We start from the raw sequence: 16,749 nt of genomic DNA on the forward strand, positions 1-16,749 counted from the left end.
AAATTAAGAGGTGTACCGCAATCGCGGTACACCTCTTTTCTATTGAACTTAAACTAGCTGTTATAGTTTATTTCATTATTGGAGTACTTTTTGAACATCTTCAATCATTAGTTTAGTAGATTGTAATCCACCACCGCTGAGATACCATAAGTCAGAAGTTAATTGGATGACACGGTTATTCTTTACAGCGTTTGTTTCTTTGAATAATGCATTATTTAGAACTGTGTCTGCATTTGAGTTATCTCCTCCAATTGCTAAAGTTCTGTTTAATAAAATAATAGTATCAGGATTGATTTCTTTAATCCCTTCAAAACTCATTTCTTGTCCATGACGACTATCTTCAATCTTAGCATCAGTTGCTTTGAATTTGAGTGATTGATAAAGAAATGCAAAACGTGAATCTGCGCCAAATGCGGACATTTTTCCTTCATTAAGCATTAAAGTTAATGTTTTATTAGTTGATTTTTCATTCACATCAGACACTTTCTTAATCGAAGCTTCTAGTGATTTAATTTCTTCCTCTGCTTTCGTCTCTGCCTCTTTACCAAATAGTGATGCTACCAAGCGGATGTTTTTAGACACTGAATTCCAGTAGTCTTTTTGGTCCACTGAGAAAATAACAGTTGGTGCGATTTCTTTTAATTGGTCTAAATATTTTATCGTACGGCCTGAAGCGATGATTAAATCTGGTTCTAATGCAGCAATGGCCTCAATATCTGGTTCCACCATTGATCCTGTTGGTTGGATACTTGAAGGTAAATCTTTTAAGTACGCAGGCAAAGTTTTTAAAGGCATCCCTGCAATATTATCGACAAATCCAAGTTCGCGAATTGTATCGGCAACTCCTAAATCAAATACAACAATTTTCTTTGGTTTTGTTTTAACCGTTACGTCTTCTTTCCCGTTAGTAAGAGTCACTTCACTCTTTTCTTCTGTAGCAGCAGCTTGAGTTTGAGTCGTAGCTCCATCTGTTTTTGTTGTTTGTCCGCAAGCTGCAAGGATAAATACAGCCACTAAACTAATTAAAGCTAAAATTTTTTTCATTCTAATTCTCCATTCTTAATAATACATATTTTTTTGCCATTCATTTCAACCACTTCTAGTGGAATTTCATATAAAGCTGATAACACATCATCTATCATAACTTTATCGACTGTATCATGGATGATACATTTTCCATTTTTAAAACAACCAATATCATCTGAAAAATTACTTGCCATATTTAAATCATGCATCACAATCACAATCGATTTTTCTTTTTCGTCGACTAAGAATCGCAATAAATTCATTACTTCATACGCTTGCTTTAAATCGAGATGATTTAATGGTTCGTCGAGTAAAATCCATTCTGTATCCTGAGCTAAAACCATCGCAATGAGCGCTCGTTGGTACTGCCCTCCAGATAAAGTTCGAATGTCCTGTGTTCTAAAAGAGGTAAGATTTGTATTCACTAACGCCTCTTCTACAATACGCTCGTCCTCTTTGGTAATTTTTCCTTTCGTATAAGGGAAACGACCAAAACGAACAAATTCTTCTACTGTCATACTGACATGTACCTGCTGATTTTGTTTTAAAACGGCAAGTTCTTTTGCTAATTCTGTTGAATTCCACGCCTCAACTTCTTGTCCGTTAATATATATAAACCCTTCATCTTTCGGCAGAAGTCGACTCATCATCCCAAGAAGTGTTGATTTCCCGGCGCCGTTTGGTCCAATAAAAGAAGTCAGTCGATGTTTTGAGACTTCTAAATCCACATGATCAACAACAGGATGACGATATTTTTTTGTAACACCTTTAAGCTGCACCAGGATTCTCTCCTTTCACTAATAAGACTAAATATAAAACTCCACCAATCCCTTCAATAAACACGCTAATCGGAATCGTAAGTTGAAATACGCGCTCAACAATTAACTGGGAAGCCATCACAATCGCAAGGCCTAAAATAGCTGAAAACAACCATAAAATGCCATGCTTATATTCTTTTGTTAACTGGTAGGTTAAGTTGGCAATCATAAAGCCCAAAAATTGAAGTGGCCCTACTAGAATCGTTGATAAACTTGTCATAATAATCACGATAACAATCACTATATTACTGAGTCGTTTTGTATCGATTCCTAACATCTTTGCACCATCAACACCTAAATGAAGAGCATCGAGTTGATGTCGTATTTTATAGAAAATGACCATTAAAAGGATGAATAATCCAATCGCTACACCAATCATCATTGGTTGTGAATTCATTTTTTGGAAAGATGGATAAAGCGAACTTTGTAATTTATCAAACTCGTTTGGATCCATTAATACTTGTAAGAACGTACTTGCATTTCGAAAAAGCATCGAAAACGCCATTGTTAGTAGCAATAACACTTTGAAGTTCGATAGCATCATTCCTTTTGACGCATTCATTAAGAGCAGCAGTAAAATAATTTGAATTCCAATTGTAACTGCATAGATGATGACGGATTGTTCTACTTTTACTCCAAGTAAACTCTCGAAATAATAGAGACCACTTTGAATAAAGACAAATAGGCTCTCAATTCCTAACACACCCGGCGTTAAAAATCGATTTTGCACAACGGTTTGAAAGCTAATCGTCGAAATCGGAATAGCACAAGATACAATCACCATTACAAGTAGTTTCAATAAACGACGTTGCATAATAAAGTTAGAAACATTTGTACTATTCTTCGTCGGAATTAGTAAATACGCCGCAATTAATAAGGCGATGATTACACAGAGGATTCCTAATAAGATTTGTGTTTTCTTTTTCATAGGTCTCCTCCCCTCTTTTCCAGGCGAATCACTTGGAAAATAAAGAGTGCAGCCCCAAGAATACTTAAGATGATACTTACGGAAATTTCGTAAGGCGCAATCACTATACGCGCGAGAATGTCACAACTCAATACAAGGCAAGCTCCGACCAACATTGTGAGTGGTACTAAATCCTTCATCTGAGATCCAAAACGCATGCGTACAATGTTTGGAACAATCACACCTATAAACGGTAAACTGCCCACTGTAATCATTGTTACGCTCGTTGTTAATGCGATTAATACTAATGTTAAGGACTCCATTCGTTTAACAGGAACCCCAAGATTTCGACTGATATCTTCCCCCATGCTGACCACTGTATAATAATGGGCAAATAGAATACTAAGGACCAGAACAAATAAACATAAGTAAAGCCATTCATACTGATTTGTTTGAATCATCGAAAACGATCCTTGCATCCATGACGATAGACTTTGGACTAATTGAAATTTATACGCAATAAACTGTGTACATGCTCCAATGACTCCGCCAAAAATCAATCCAATTAAAGGAATCATCCATTTTTGTTTTATGGACAGATGATGCTGTAAGGCCACAAAAAGGGCCGAGAAGCCAATCGCAAAAACAAAAGATGTTGCCATTTTTTCTAACAGACCAGGCGATGGGAATAATAATAAACTCATCATCAGTCCAAGTTTTGCAGCATCGACAGTCCCTATTGTACTTGGAGAAGCAAACTCATTTTGAGTAATCGTCTGCATCAATAAACCCGATACACTCATTGCAGAAGCTGACAATAAAATACTTAATAGTCTAGGAAATCTTGATTCCCAAAACAGTTGTGTTGCGCTCTCTCCTCCGTTAAAAAATTCCATCCAATAGAAACTAGATGCTCCAACAGAGAGTGAGATAATGCTTAATATAAGTAATAATAAAATTAAATAACTAACTCTTTTCATGTTCTCTCTTTTCTAATTGATAATCATTCTCAATTACCACATTTGTTAGTTTAGCAAATAATTCACTAGATTTAAACCCTTTTTTGTGAAAAAAAGTAGTTTTCATAAAAATTGCAAAAAAAGAAGCAATCCCTAAGGACTGCTTCTTTTATCTATTTTTTAATCTAAGAAGTCTTTCAATTGTTTAGAACGACTTGGGTGGCGTAATTTACGTAATGCTTTCGCTTCAATTTGACGAATACGTTCACGAGTTACCCCAAATACTTGCCCTACTTGTTCTAATGTACGAATTTCACCGTTTTTATCAAGACCAAAACGTAGGCGAAGTACGTTTTCTTCACGGTCCGTTAATTGTTCAAGAACTTCATCGAGTTGCTCTTTCAACAATGCGTATGCTGTATGATCAGCTGGGCTTGTTGCGTTATCGTCTTCGATGAAATCCCCTAAATGTGAATCGTCCTCTTCCCCAATAGGCGTTTCAAGAGAGACTGGTTCTTGAGCAATTTTTAAAATTTCACGAACTTTTTCAGTTGGTAAATCCATTTCTGCACCGATTTCCTCCGGTGTAGGTTCGCGTCCTAAATCTTGTAATAGTTGTCTTTGAACACGTACTAATTTATTGATTGTTTCAACCATATGTACTGGAATACGAATTGTACGTGCTTGGTCTGCAATCGCACGTGTGATCGCTTGACGAATCCACCAAGTTGCGTAAGTTGAGAACTTGAATCCTTTCGTATGGTCGAATTTCTCAACAGTTTTCATTAAGCCCATATTTCCTTCTTGGATTAAATCCAAGAACTGCATTCCACGCCCTACATAACGTTTTGCAATGGATACTACTAAACGAAGGTTGGCTTCCGCTAGTTCTTGTTTGGCTTCTGTATCTCCTTCTTGAATTCGAAGAGCTAATGCAACCTCTTCGTCCGCACTAAGAAGTGGAACTCGTCCGATTTCTTTTAAATACATACGAACGGAGTCATTAATTTTTGTATTGGATGATAAAGCAGTATCATCTTCAACAGTTCCAACTTCAGCTTCTCGTTGACTCTCAACGGACAACTGATGACTTGTTGGTTCACCATTTGCATCAACAACACTAACCCCTGCATCCTCAAATTTTTGAATTAACTTATCCATTCCTTCCGCATCCAATTCAAATGGGATTGCGATTTGTGCAGATAAATCATCGTATAAAATTTGACCGAATAATTTTCGTTCTGCAAGAAGCATTGAAGTTGCTTCATTCAGTGTTTGACCTTTTTCATTTTTTTGAACTGTCATTCACCATTCCTCCATTCATTTTATTTCTTAATTGTCGTTGAATCTCCATTATTTCACGCATCAATTGCTGGCGTAAAATATCATCTTTCATAAGAGCAGCACGATTCAACTCTTCTTTTTTACTAGCAAGCTGCTCTTTTAGCGAATTTTTTTTCGATAAAACATAAACTAAATCTTGAATTTCTTGTTCTGTACATTCCGGTGGAAAGTTAGACAGTTCAATTTCTGAAACAAGATTTCGGTTCAAAACATCTTTATCATCTAAAAAGAGGAAAAATTGTTGAACATCAACTTCATTCTCTTCATTCTTAAAAGATTGTAACAATAAATATAACTGTTCATAATGCGAATCAGGAAAAACGAATTCAGAATCAATTCTATTTAGATAAGTCCATGCCTGTTCATTATGAAGCAATCGATACATCAATTGTTTTTGGATATGCTCATTCTTCGTTGCAGGTTTAATCTCAACCTGGCGATTATAAGAAACTGACTCAGCGTTAGACTGCCTTTTTTGTTTTCCTAATCGTAACCGTAATTGTTTTACCTGGTTTAAAACGGTTGAGAAATCTAAATCGAATTCATCAGCGAGAGATTTCATCGCCAAGTTCAGCTCAACTTCATTATTAATTTTTGAAAGCTCTACAATCATTTCTTCGATATACTGAATTTTTTGGCTTTCTATTTGTAAAGAATATTTTTTAGAAAGAAATCTCTTCTTAAATTGGTATACCGTCTCTTGAGAATATTCTACTAAATCTTTAAATGCTTGAGTCCCTCGTTCTTTTATGAATTCATCAGGATCCAAGCCGTTATCAAAAGGGATTATCCCTATTTTGAAAGTGTTAGTGTCTTGAATCATTTCTATCGCACGATTCGTGGCTTCTAACCCCGCCTTATCCCCATCATAAGCAATCAGAATGGTATCTGTGACCTTCTGTAAAGTTTGTATTTGATCAGGAGTCAATGAGGTCCCCATCGAAGCAACACCAATTTGAACACCTGCTTGCCAAGCAGAAATAACATCCATATACCCTTCAAACAAAATCACTTTATTCTGTTTTCGAATATTTTTCTTTGCCAAGTCGAAGTTGAAAAGAAAATTTCTTTTTGAAAAAAGGATTGTCTCTGGACTATTTAAATATTTTGCTTGAGATGCGAAATCATCAGAATAACCTGGTAAGACTCTTCCGGAAAAAGCAATAATTTGGCCATGTTCATTTCTAAGCGGAATCATTATTCGTTGATTAAAACGATCAAAGAAACCATTTTGTTTTTCAGAAAATAGACCTGAAGCTTCTTTTTCCTCATCCGTTAATTGTAATTCTTGAAGGACTTGTTCTAATTGTGTTCTGTCTTTTAAAGAAAAACCAAATCCGAATTCTTTTAAGGTTTCGACGGTATATCCACGATTTTCTAAATAATCAAGCGCTTCTTTCCCGCCTTTAGTGTTTAAAAGAACGTGAGAATAAAACTCAGCCGCTTTTTCATGAGCCTCATATAATTTCTTCTCTTTTCTCGGAATAATCGTTTGCGTTGTTGGTAGCTCTACGTCTATATCGATGTTAGAGAGTTCAGCAACTCGAACCACGGATTCCGGAAAAGACAAGTTTTCAAGTTCTTGCATGAAATTAAAAACATTGCCACCTCTCCCGCAGCTAAAACAATGGAATAATTGTTTTTCTTCCGTCACTGTGAAAGATGGTGTCCTTTCATCGTGAAATGGACAGCGACCAAATAGACTTTTCCCTTGTTTTCGTAACTGGACAAACTGACCCACAATATCAAGAATATTCACTTGCGATTGTATGCTTTGAACCGTTTCTTTTGAAATTCTTTGACTCATAAAAAAACACCCTCCATACAATACGCCTAATGATACAGCATATAATATAACATAATTCTAAAATGAATGCAATGTAATCAATTCTATTTTTCGCTCAAAACATTGTTATTATCATCTTTATACTATATCCGTTTAACTTTCAATATACCTTATAAAGTATATTGATAAAAAGAAGAGAGCAAAGCCATTAAGCAATGCTCTCTTTTGAAATAAATTGTTCAATGAATTTCCAAGCTTTCTCTACTCCTTCTCCAGTTTCTGAAGAAAAAGTTAGGAATAAATCTTCTGGAGGTTTTCCAAATGCTTTACGGATTACACTTACATGTTTATTCCATTTTCCTCTAGGAATCTTATCACATTTTGTCATCACAATTCGATAAGGAATATTGTAGTATTCAAGAAACTCTCTCATTTGAACATCTTCTTGACTCGGCTCATGTCTAAAGTCTACCAAAATAAGAACTAGTCTTAATGATTGACGAGTAGTAATATATTCCTCAATCATTTTTCCCCATTTTTCACGTTCTTTCTTTGAAACCTTTGCATAACCATATCCTGGTACATCCACAAAGTAAAACAGCTCATTGATATGATAAAAATTTAACGTTTGTGTTTTACCAGGTTTACTTGAAGTTCTAGCAAGACTCTTTCTTTGAATCAACTTGTTGATAAAGGAAGATTTTCCAACATTCGAACGACCAGACAAAGCAATTTCAGGAAGGTCACCTGCAGGATATTGTGCTGGAGAAACCGCGCTAATTGTAAATTCCGCTTTATTAACCTTCATTTTCTAACCCTTTCTTTTCTGGTATTTTAACAAAGAATAACAATACTGAACCGATTAAGAATAAAATAACTAATGAGAATACTCCATCTAATGATTTCCCTGTCAGTTGAGCAGTAATTCCTAACAATGTAGTTCCAAGAATAGACGAGAATTTACCAAAAATGTTATAAAATCCGAAAAATTCATTAGACTGATTGGCTGGAATCAGTTGGCCAAATAATGATCGACTTAAAGACTGTACCCCACCTTGAGCAGTACCAATTAAGATAGCAAGAAATAGGAAATCATTATACGTTTTAAGACCTAAAGCTAAAATACAAATAGCTACATAAGTACCAATTCCAATGAATAAAGTCATTTTGTTGCCAATTTTTTTGGATAAAAATCCATAAAACAAACTAAACGGAAAGGCCACAATTTGAACGATTAACAGAATTACAATTAAACTATTCCCATCAAGTCCCATATCTGCACCAATTGCAGTAGCCATTTTAATAATTGTTCCTACTCCATCAATATAGAAGAAATAAGCTAATAAGAAAAGAAATACTTGTTTGTGTTCTCCAATATGTTTAATGGTCTTCCACAAACGGATAAAACTATCTTTTACAGGATTTTTTGGTTTCTCAATAAATGATTTTTGTTTTACATATCTCCAATAAGGGATTGTAAACACAAACCACCAAGCCGCTGTAATAAAGAACCCTACCATTACGACTGCAGTGGAATTTAATCCACTAAACTGCATGACCATCATAAATAAGATAAATGGAAAAACACTACCTATATATCCGTAGCCATAACCTGCAGCAGAAATACTGTCCATTCTATCGTAGGAAGTTACATCCATGATAGAACTATCGTAGAAAATATTTGAAGCAGAATATCCGATTGCAGACAATGTATATAGAACAAGTAAAATCATCCATTGATCGCTTTCTACAAACATCATACCAACTACCGAAAATACTCCTATCAATGTACTCCATGTAAACATTGGATTTCTATATCCTTTATAATCAGCCAAAGCACCTAGTACAGGTGCCATGATAGAAACAATGAATGTGGCAATCGAGTTTGCATATCCCAAATAAGCAGTAGAATCCGCTGCCGAAACACCGGCGTTAGAAGTTACTGTTTTGAAAAATAAAGGAAATATCGCTGTTGTAATCATTAACGAATAAACAGAATTAGCCCAGTCTTGCATAATCCAAGCAAATTCTTCTTTTGAATATCTTTTTTTAATAAAGGATTTTAACCCTCTCATATATCTCTCCCTCAATTCATATACTCAATAATAAAATAGAATGAAATACTGCTTATAATACCGCATCTCATTCTATCCTACAATATATTTGTGAAATTCCCTAGGATATCAGGCGATTATCTTCATCGTACAAATCAGGTTGTCCTGTTCCTGTAACTATTGATTCAGTTACTACAACTTTAGTAATATCATTTCGACTTGGAATCTCGAACATTAAATCCATCATAACAGATTCGATAATACTTCTTAATCCACGAGCCCCAGTTCTTCTTTCAATTGCTTTTGAGGCAATAGCATCAAGTGCTTTAGGTTCAAATTCCAATTCAACATCATCCATTGCAAAGAGTTTTTGATACTGTTTCACCAAAGCATTTCTTGGTTTCGTTAAAATATTAACCAAATCCTCTTTAGATAATGGTTCTAATGCAGCAGTAATCGGAAGACGACCGATAAATTCAGGAATCAACCCAAATTTCTGCAGATCTTCTGGAATAATAAGTTGCATTAGACTTTCATGGCTTGATAAATTTTTATTAGAAGATCCGAATCCAATAACTTTAGCACCTAATCGTTCTTTTACAATGGTTTCTATACCATCAAAAGCTCCACCCACAATGAATAAAATGTTAGATGTATCAATTTGAATCAACTCTTGATGAGGATGTTTTCTTCCTCCTTGAGGTGGGACTGAGGCAATAGTTCCTTCAAGAATTTTTAATAAAGCTTGTTGAACTCCTTCACCGCTGACATCACGTGTAATAGAAACATTCTCACTTTTTTTAGCAATTTTATCAATCTCATCAATATAAATGATTCCCTTTTCAGCACGATCGATATCATAATCAGTTGCTTGCAGTAATTTTAGAAGAATGTTTTCCACATCTTCCCCTACATAACCCGCTTCTGTTAAAGTAGTCGCATCTGCAATAGCAAATGGAACATTTAGAATCCGCGCAAGAGACTGGGCTAAGTATGTTTTTCCAGAACCAGTTGGTCCAATTAAACAAATATTACTTTTTTGTAATTCTACTTCGTCCTCATCTTCATTTAATAAATGATTAATCCGTTTATAGTGATTATACACTGCTACCGCTAATGATTTCTTTGCATGTTCTTGACCAACAACATATTCATCTAACACTTTACGAATTTCTTGCGGTTTCAAGACATCAATCATTTCATCCATACTTATAGATGAAAATTCTTCATCAATGATTTCTTTACATAAATCAACACATTCATTACAAATAAATACATCAGGACCAGCGATAATTTTTTTTACTTGTTCTTGCGATTTTCCACAAAAAGAACATCTTACTTGCTTTGTTTCATCTTTATACAATCTGAAACCCCCATTCTATTTCCTGATTTCTTCTATTAAGAGTACCATAAGTCTTAATTTTCAACAAGAAAAGTTGTTTCAAAAAAAAGCGCTGATTTCATATTGAAACCAGCGCGATAAACTTTCATCTATTAAGCTTCTTTCGCAGACTCTGTAATTACAGCTAATGCTTTCTTCATAGCGATATCGTTTTTCAACATATCTACTGAAACTGCTGCACGAACTGCATCTTCTTCCATACCATATTGAGCAGCTAATTCTTTTACTTCGTTAGCTACATCTTCATCAGTTGCTTCGATGCCTTCTTCTTTAACGATTTGTTCTAATACTAAATTAGTCTTAGTACGAACGTCTGCGTCTTTTTCCATCATTTTGTGTAAATCTGCTTCTGTTGTACCAGTGATTTGGTAGTACATTTCAGGAGAGATTCCGTTACGACGCATATCGTTTAAGTAATGCTCCATTTGACGGTGAACTTCGTCATGAACCATTTCATGTGGCAATTCAACGATTTCAGCATTTTCTACTGCTTTACGTAAAGCTTCATCAGCTACTGCCTCGTCGGCTGCTGCTGCTTTAGCTTCTTCTAATTCTTTGCGGAAATTTTCTTTTAATTCAGCTAATGTTTCAACTGAGTCATCCACATCTTTAGCGAATTCATCAGTTAATTCAGGTAATTCTTTAGTTTTTACTTCGTGAACTTTAACTTTGAAAACTGCATCTTGACCCTTTAAGTTTTCTGCATGGTATTCTTCAGGGAAAGTCACTTTTACTTCAACTTCATCGCCTTCTTTAGCGCCAACTAATTGGTCCTCAAAACCTGGGATGAATGAACCTGAACCTAATTCTAATGAGTGGTTTTCACCTTTTCCGCCTTCAAAAGCTTCTTCACCTAAGAAACCTTCGAAGTCGATAACTACTGTGTCACCTAATTCAGCCGCTTCTTCTTTAACAACTAATTCAGCTGCACGAGCTTGTTCTTGTAATAGGCGATCTTCAACATCTTGTTCAGATACTGTACGATCTTGTTTTTCAACAGTTAAGCCTTTGTATTCACCTAATTTAACTTCAGGTTTAACAATTACTTCTGCTTTGATCACCCATGGTTTACCTTTTTCGATAGATTCGATATCGATTTTTGGTTGAGTTACTGGGAAGATTCCAGTTTCTTCAACTGCGTTATCGTATGCATCTGGTAAAAGAATGTTTAACGCATCTTGGTATAATGCTTCTTCACCGTACATTTTTTCAAATACTTGACGGCTTACTTTACCTTTACGGAAACCAGGAACGTTCACGTTCTTTTTAACGCGGTTAAACGCTTGGTCCAAACCTTTTTTAATATCTTCTTGAGAGATTTCAAATGTTAAAACAACTTTATTAGTTTCAACTTTTTCGAATTTTGCTGTCATATTATTCCTCCATAAATTCATTATTCATCTAAAAAGACGAATGGATTTACATACTCATTCATTTTACAATACTCTTCATCTTTTGTAAAACATAATTGACCTGAATAGAATGTTTATTTTATAAGTATTTTTCTACAATGTTAAAAAAAGGTAACAAAAGTAATTGTTTTTTTCATTTTACAATTAAAATGTTATAATAGTCGCCAAAGGAGGGATAAAATGATTCAATATCCAAAAGGTCAAAATCACTTAATACGAACTGCTAAAAAAGCTGAAAAGCAAACTAACTATAGTAGTCGTGGAATGGGTTTAGAAAATATATTGAATCAAACCAATGAACTCTATCGTATTCAAAAAAGAGCCGTCATTCATAAGAAGCCTACTCCAATTCAAGTCGTTAAAGTAGACTATCCTGTCAGAAGTGCTGCCAAAATAACTGAAGCATATTATCGTCATGCTTCTACTACTGACTATAACGGAGTATATAAAGGAAGATATATCGATTTTGAAGCGAAAGAAACTAAAAATAAAACTTCATTTCCTTTAAAGAATATCCATGAGCATCAGTTAACACATATGAAAGAATGCACAGAGCAAGGTGGAATTTCCTTTGTAATTTTTTACTTTTCAACTTTAAAAAAATACTATTTGCTCGAATACCCAAAAATTGATGAGTATATAAAGGATGTTCATTCTAAAAGACAATCAATCCCTTTATCCTATATTCAAGAAAATGGATATCAAATTCAACTTTCACTACAAATGACTCTAAATTATTTGGATGTAGTGGATGATTTATTATAAGGAGGTCAATAAATGACTGAAAACAATACTGGACAGTCGCGTTCATCGCAGCACCGCCAACCAAAAAAGAAAGCTTCATCTCCTTCTAATAAGAAAAAAATATTAAAAAAAGTTCTTATTGGTTTAGGAGCATTTATAGGAGTTGCACTGATATCAATCATTGCAATTTTTGCATATTATGGTTCCACTGCTCCTGAAATTAAAGCAAGCGACCTTCAAGGAGCGACTGAAACAAAAATATATGATAAAGATGGCGAACTAATCTCTTCTCTGGGTGGAGAAAAAAGAGATGTCATTACTAGTGATCAAGTTCCTCAATTACTTAAAGATGCTGTAACTTCAATTGAAGATAAACGATTTTACTCTCATATGGGAATTGACCCCATTCGTATTTTAGGCTCCTTCTTTAGAAATGCCAAAGCTGGTCAAATAACTCAAGGTGGTAGTACGATTACTCAACAATTGATTAAGCTTTCTGTCTTTTCTACAAAGAAAGAAGATCAAACGTATCAACGTAAAATTCAAGAAGCGATTCTAGCACTTAAACTCGAACGTGAGTTTTCTAAAGAGCAAATCCTTACTTTCTATTTAAATAAAGTATATATGGCGAATAGTGTCTACGGATTTGGTACAGCTTCACACTATTATTTTAACAAAGAATTATCGGAGTTATCTCTTCCTCAAGTAGCTTTACTTGCCGGAATGCCTCAAGCACCTAATTCCTATGATCCATATGCTCATCCTGAAGAGGCAAAAGAACGCCGAGATACAGTTTTATATACAATGAAAACAAATGGAAAAATTACTAACGAACAATACGAGCAAGCTTTAGCGACTCCAATTAATGATGGACTAATTGCTCATGACAATAATGTTGATAGTTCAGATAAAGCTTTAGTCTACGATTCTTTCGTAACGATGGTCTTAAAAGAAGTTCAAGATAAAACAGGTCTTGATCCTTATAATGACGGTCTAGTGATCGAAACCACCATTGATTCTAAAGCACAACAAAAACTGAATGATATTGTTAACACAAATGACTATATCAATTATGTTAACGATAAAATTCAAAGTGCTTCTGTAATGTTAGATTCTAAAACAGGTGCCGTTCGAGCTGTCAGCGGTGGTCGTAAACAAACAACTCTATTCGCTTACAACCGAGCAACTGATAATCAAAGAAGTACAGGATCTACTATCAAACCAATTATTGACTACGGCCCTGCTATTGAATATTTAAACTATTCAACTGGTCAAACGCTATTGGATCAAAAGACAACATATTCAAATGGTGTTGAACTAAATAACTGGGACTTTAGACATAATGGACCAATGACATTACGTAGAGCTCTTGTGTATTCAAGAAATACAACGGCATTAGAAGCTTTCAAGGCTGTTGGTGAAACCAATATTAAATCATTCCTGAAAAATTTAGATATTCAAATTAAAAATGATGGACAAGACTATTTAGTAGAAAGTAACGCTATTGGTGCAGAAATTTCACCAATTAAAATGGCTGCCGCTTACGCAACTTTCTCTAACGCTGGAACTTACTCAAAACCATATACGGTGACTAAAATCACTACTCGTGATGGTCAAGTTTATGAGTTTAAACCAGAACAAAAACAAGCAATGAAAGATTCTACTGCATACATGATTACGAATGTCTTAAAAGATTCGTTCACATATGGTTTTGCCACTGAAGTAGCAATTCCTGGACTTTCAACTGCTGCTAAAACCGGGTCATCAAACTACACTATTGAACAAAAACGTGCAATGGGAGCTTCTGATTATGAAGACATTATCCCAGATTCATGGTTTATCGGATATTCACCTGATTATACAATCTCAGTATGGACTGGTTATGATAATCCGTACGAAAAAGGTGGTGGCGTAGATACCACTGAACAAGGATATGCTAAGCTAATTTATTATCACTTAATGAAATATATGGCTCAATACTCTAGTGGAGAAGATTGGGTTCAACCAGATAGTGTTGTTCAACAACAAATTGAAGTAGGATCAATCCCACTAAGTCTGCCTGGACCTAGAACACCAGCAAATATGATTGCTACAGAGCTATTTGTTAAAGGAAGTACTCCAACTCAACAATCTTCAAATTACGGTGTTACAATAGAAGGCCCAACAGGGTTAAAAGCAACATACAATAAGGAAAAGAAAGAGTTAACGGTGACATGGGATCGTTATAATAATACAGGACAAGGAACTCCACAATTCAAAGTGACTGCAAATGGTCAATCACAGACTGTAACTGGAAATTCCGTTAAATTCCAGAATATTACAGGACCAAGTGTTTCTGTCTCCATTGTAGTAACCGTAGGACGTAATAGTTCAGACCCTATTACTAACGAATTCCAAATCGAACAACCTACAACGACTCAAGAACAAACAACTCGTCAATCTGAAACCACGACAGAAAATAATCGTCGTAATGATTCAAATAATGAACAAACAACTCAAGAACGACGAAACCGTTAGAATTAAGACGTAAAAAATAAAGACGTTATCCATGAAATGGATAACGTCTTTATTTATAAAAAGCTCCCTATAAATAATCATAGGGAGCCTTCTTCTAATGTCCTTTTAAAATTAAAGTACACCAATTATTTAGCAAACTCAACTGCTCTTGTCTCACGAATAACTGTAACTTTAATATGTCCTGGATATTGGAGTTCTTCTTCAATTTGATTTTTGATGTCATGAGCTAAAATTATTGCCTTTTCATCACTAATTTTGTCTGGTTGTACCATTACACGTACTTCACGACCTGCTTGAATTGCAAAGCTTCTTTCTACACCTTCGTGTTCTGTTGCAATCGCCTCAAGTCTTTCTAGACGACGAATATAATTCTCAACTGATTCACGTCTTGCTCCTGGGCGAGCTGCTGATAAAGCATCGGCTGCTGCCACAAGAACGGCAATCGTTGAAGTCGCTTCAACATCTCCATGGTGTGAAGCAATGGCATTTACAACTACTTTGTTTTCTTTATATTTTTGAGCGATTTCAGCACCAATCTCAACGTGCGAACCTTCAATTTCATGGTCTAGTGCTTTCCCTAAGTCATGAAGTAAACCTGCTCGTTTAGCAAGATTTACATCTTCCCCTAGTTCACCGGCCATCACGCCAGCTAATTTAGCAACTTCAATACTATGGTTCAATACGTTTTGACCGTAACTAGCTCTAAAGTATAAACGACCTAAAATCTTAATCAAATCTGGATGTAATGAGTGAATTCCGACTTCAAATGTCGCTTGTTCACCAATCGAACGAATACGCTCATCCATCTCTTTACGAGATTTTTCTACCATTTCTTCAATACGAGCGGGATGAATTCGACCATCAGAAATTAATTTCTCTAAGGTCATCTTAGCGATTTCTCGACGAATTGGATCGAAACCACTTAAAACTACCGCTTCTGGAGTTTCATCAATAATAACATCAATCCCCGTTAACGATTCAAGCGTACGAATATTGCGACCTTCTCGTCCAATAATTCGTCCTTTCATTTCATCACTTGGTAAAGTCATAACTGTTACTGTATTTTCAGAAACTAAATCTGCTGCAGATCTTTGAATCGCTTGAAGAATGATATTCTTAGCATTTTTATCTGCTTCATCTTTTGCAAGTTGCTCAGACTCTTTAATCATGATGGCACGTTCCTTACTTAACTGTTCGGTCATGTCTTTCATAATTATTTCTTGCGCTTCTTCTTTACTAATTGTAGAAATACGTTCCAATTCTTCTTGTTGTTTTGCAACTAGAGCTTCCGCTTCTTGCTCTTTTTCTGTCACTCTTTCAAGTTTCTCTTGGATTTTAGTTTCCTTTGATTCAATGGATTGTTCACGTTTCTCTAAAATTTCATCCTTACGATCCAAATTCTTTTCACGTTGAATCATTCTCTTTTCTTGAAGAAGTACTTCATTTCGTCTTTCTTTTAACTCATTTTCAACTTCAGCACGATACTTATGATTTTCCTCTTTTGCTTCTAAAAGAACTTCCTTCTTTAATCGATCCGCATCTTTTTCAGCATCTTTGATAATCATATCAGCCGATTCGCGAGCTGCTATTAACTTTTTCTCATAATTTGATTTGAAACCAACATATCCAGCAACAATTCCAATTATTAAAGCTAAGATCGCGAGGCCACCTATTACTACTGAGTCCATTGAGTCACCTCCGTCTCTATTTAATTTTAATCAAAATAAATTGCATTGATATAATTTATGGTTAAATGTGATTTAACACATAATATCATTGT

At 35.1% G+C, this 16,749-nt stretch carries 13 protein-coding genes; 2 read left to right on the forward strand and 11 right to left on the reverse strand.

All coding sequences use genetic code 11. The features are described 5' to 3' along the window. Positions 1-75: 75 nt before the first annotated feature. The 10 genes from NQ540_RS05210 to tig form a co-directional block, all read right to left on the reverse strand. Positions 76-1,044 (reverse strand): siderophore ABC transporter substrate-binding protein, encoded by a 969-nt coding sequence (locus NQ540_RS05210; RefSeq protein WP_005605577.1) that lies wholly within the window; start codon positions 1,042-1,044, stop codon positions 76-78. Further along, positions 1,041-1,808, reverse strand: coding sequence for an ATP-binding cassette domain-containing protein (locus NQ540_RS05215; protein ID WP_039848788.1), 768 nt, complete (start codon positions 1,806-1,808; stop codon positions 1,041-1,043). Before NQ540_RS05215 ends, NQ540_RS05210 begins: the two co-directional genes overlap by 4 nt. Further along, complete coding sequence (locus tag NQ540_RS05220) at positions 1,795-2,772, reverse strand: iron chelate uptake ABC transporter family permease subunit (protein WP_005605583.1); 978 nt, start codon at positions 2,770-2,772, stop codon at positions 1,795-1,797. The genes NQ540_RS05215 and NQ540_RS05220 overlap by 14 nt, the downstream gene beginning before the upstream one ends. Further along, complete coding sequence (locus NQ540_RS05225) at positions 2,769-3,731, reverse strand: ABC transporter permease (RefSeq protein WP_005605585.1); 963 nt, start codon at positions 3,729-3,731, stop codon at positions 2,769-2,771. The genes NQ540_RS05220 and NQ540_RS05225 overlap by 4 nt, the downstream gene beginning before the upstream one ends. A 159-nt stretch (positions 3,732-3,890) precedes the next feature. After that, positions 3,891-4,964, reverse strand: a complete 1,074-nt coding sequence (gene rpoD / locus NQ540_RS05230) for an RNA polymerase sigma factor RpoD (protein ID WP_050755092.1) — start codon at positions 4,962-4,964, stop codon at positions 3,891-3,893. 31 nt (positions 4,965-4,995) lie between these two features. After that, positions 4,996-6,861 carry a DNA primase gene (gene dnaG / locus NQ540_RS05235; RefSeq protein WP_005605588.1) on the reverse strand — a complete coding sequence of 622 codons (1,866 nt, stop codon included), beginning with the start codon at positions 6,859-6,861 and terminating at the stop codon, positions 4,996-4,998. Between the two features lie 187 nt (positions 6,862-7,048). Further along, on the reverse strand, positions 7,049-7,648 hold the full coding sequence (gene yihA / locus NQ540_RS05240) for a ribosome biogenesis GTP-binding protein YihA/YsxC (protein ID WP_005605589.1): 600 nt from the start codon (positions 7,646-7,648) through the stop codon (positions 7,049-7,051). After that, positions 7,638-8,915, reverse strand: a complete 1,278-nt coding sequence (locus NQ540_RS05245; protein ID WP_005605590.1) for an MFS transporter — start codon at positions 8,913-8,915, stop codon at positions 7,638-7,640. The genes yihA and NQ540_RS05245 overlap by 11 nt, the downstream gene beginning before the upstream one ends. 100 nt (positions 8,916-9,015) lie before the next feature. After that, positions 9,016-10,257 carry an ATP-dependent Clp protease ATP-binding subunit ClpX gene (gene clpX, locus NQ540_RS05250; protein ID WP_005605591.1) on the reverse strand — a complete coding sequence of 414 codons (1,242 nt, stop codon included), beginning with the start codon at positions 10,255-10,257 and terminating at the stop codon, positions 9,016-9,018. Between the two features lie 131 nt (positions 10,258-10,388). Next, the gene (gene tig, locus NQ540_RS05255) at positions 10,389-11,669 is read right to left on the reverse strand and encodes a trigger factor (protein WP_039848789.1); all 1,281 of its coding nucleotides are present in this window, start codon (positions 11,667-11,669) and stop codon (positions 10,389-10,391) included. 219 nt (positions 11,670-11,888) lie between these two features. On the opposite strand from tig, the gene recU reads away from it, so the two are divergent. Beyond that, positions 11,889-12,473 carry a Holliday junction resolvase RecU gene (gene recU, locus NQ540_RS05260; protein WP_005605595.1) on the forward strand — a complete coding sequence of 195 codons (585 nt, stop codon included), beginning with the start codon at positions 11,889-11,891 and terminating at the stop codon, positions 12,471-12,473. Positions 12,474-12,485: 12 nt separating this feature from the next. Continuing rightward, positions 12,486-14,969, forward strand: a complete 2,484-nt coding sequence (locus tag NQ540_RS05265; protein WP_005605597.1) for a transglycosylase domain-containing protein — start codon at positions 12,486-12,488, stop codon at positions 14,967-14,969. Positions 14,970-15,094: 125 nt separating this feature from the next. On the opposite strand, the gene rny is transcribed toward NQ540_RS05265, so the two are convergent. Further along, complete coding sequence (gene rny / locus NQ540_RS05270) at positions 15,095-16,657, reverse strand: ribonuclease Y (protein WP_005605598.1); 1,563 nt, start codon at positions 16,655-16,657, stop codon at positions 15,095-15,097. Positions 16,658-16,749: the final 92 nt, after the last annotated feature.

Source organism: Granulicatella adiacens ATCC 49175 (genome assembly GCF_025150565.1).
GTDB lineage: Bacteria > Bacillota > Bacilli > Lactobacillales > Aerococcaceae > Granulicatella > Granulicatella adiacens.

What these genes read in the sequence shown, in the direction of transcription:
- NQ540_RS05245 (WP_005605590.1), bottom strand. Translation starts at nt 8,915, where the DNA reads ATGAGAGGGTTAAAATCCTTTATTAAAAAAAGATATTCAAAAGAAGAA.
- dnaG (WP_005605588.1), bottom strand. Translation starts at nt 6,861, where the DNA reads ATGAGTCAAAGAATTTCAAAAGAAACGGTTCAAAGCATACAATCGCAA.
- yihA (WP_005605589.1), bottom strand. Translation starts at nt 7,648, where the DNA reads ATGAAGGTTAATAAAGCGGAATTTACAATTAGCGCGGTTTCTCCAGCA.
- rpoD (WP_050755092.1), bottom strand. Translation starts at nt 4,964, where the DNA reads ATGCTTCTTGCAGAACGAAAATTATTCGGTCAAATTTTATACGATGAT.
- NQ540_RS05225 (WP_005605585.1), bottom strand. Translation starts at nt 3,731, where the DNA reads ATGAAAAGAGTTAGTTATTTAATTTTATTATTACTTATATTAAGCATT.
- recU (WP_005605595.1), top strand. Translation starts at nt 11,889, where the DNA reads ATGATTCAATATCCAAAAGGTCAAAATCACTTAATACGAACTGCTAAA.
- NQ540_RS05210 (WP_005605577.1), bottom strand. Translation starts at nt 1,044, where the DNA reads ATGAAAAAAATTTTAGCTTTAATTAGTTTAGTGGCTGTATTTATCCTT.
- rny (WP_005605598.1), bottom strand. Translation starts at nt 16,657, where the DNA reads ATGGACTCAGTAGTAATAGGTGGCCTCGCGATCTTAGCTTTAATAATT.
- NQ540_RS05265 (WP_005605597.1), top strand. Translation starts at nt 12,486, where the DNA reads ATGACTGAAAACAATACTGGACAGTCGCGTTCATCGCAGCACCGCCAA.
- NQ540_RS05220 (WP_005605583.1), bottom strand. Translation starts at nt 2,772, where the DNA reads ATGAAAAAGAAAACACAAATCTTATTAGGAATCCTCTGTGTAATCATC.
- tig (WP_039848789.1), bottom strand. Translation starts at nt 11,669, where the DNA reads ATGACAGCAAAATTCGAAAAAGTTGAAACTAATAAAGTTGTTTTAACA.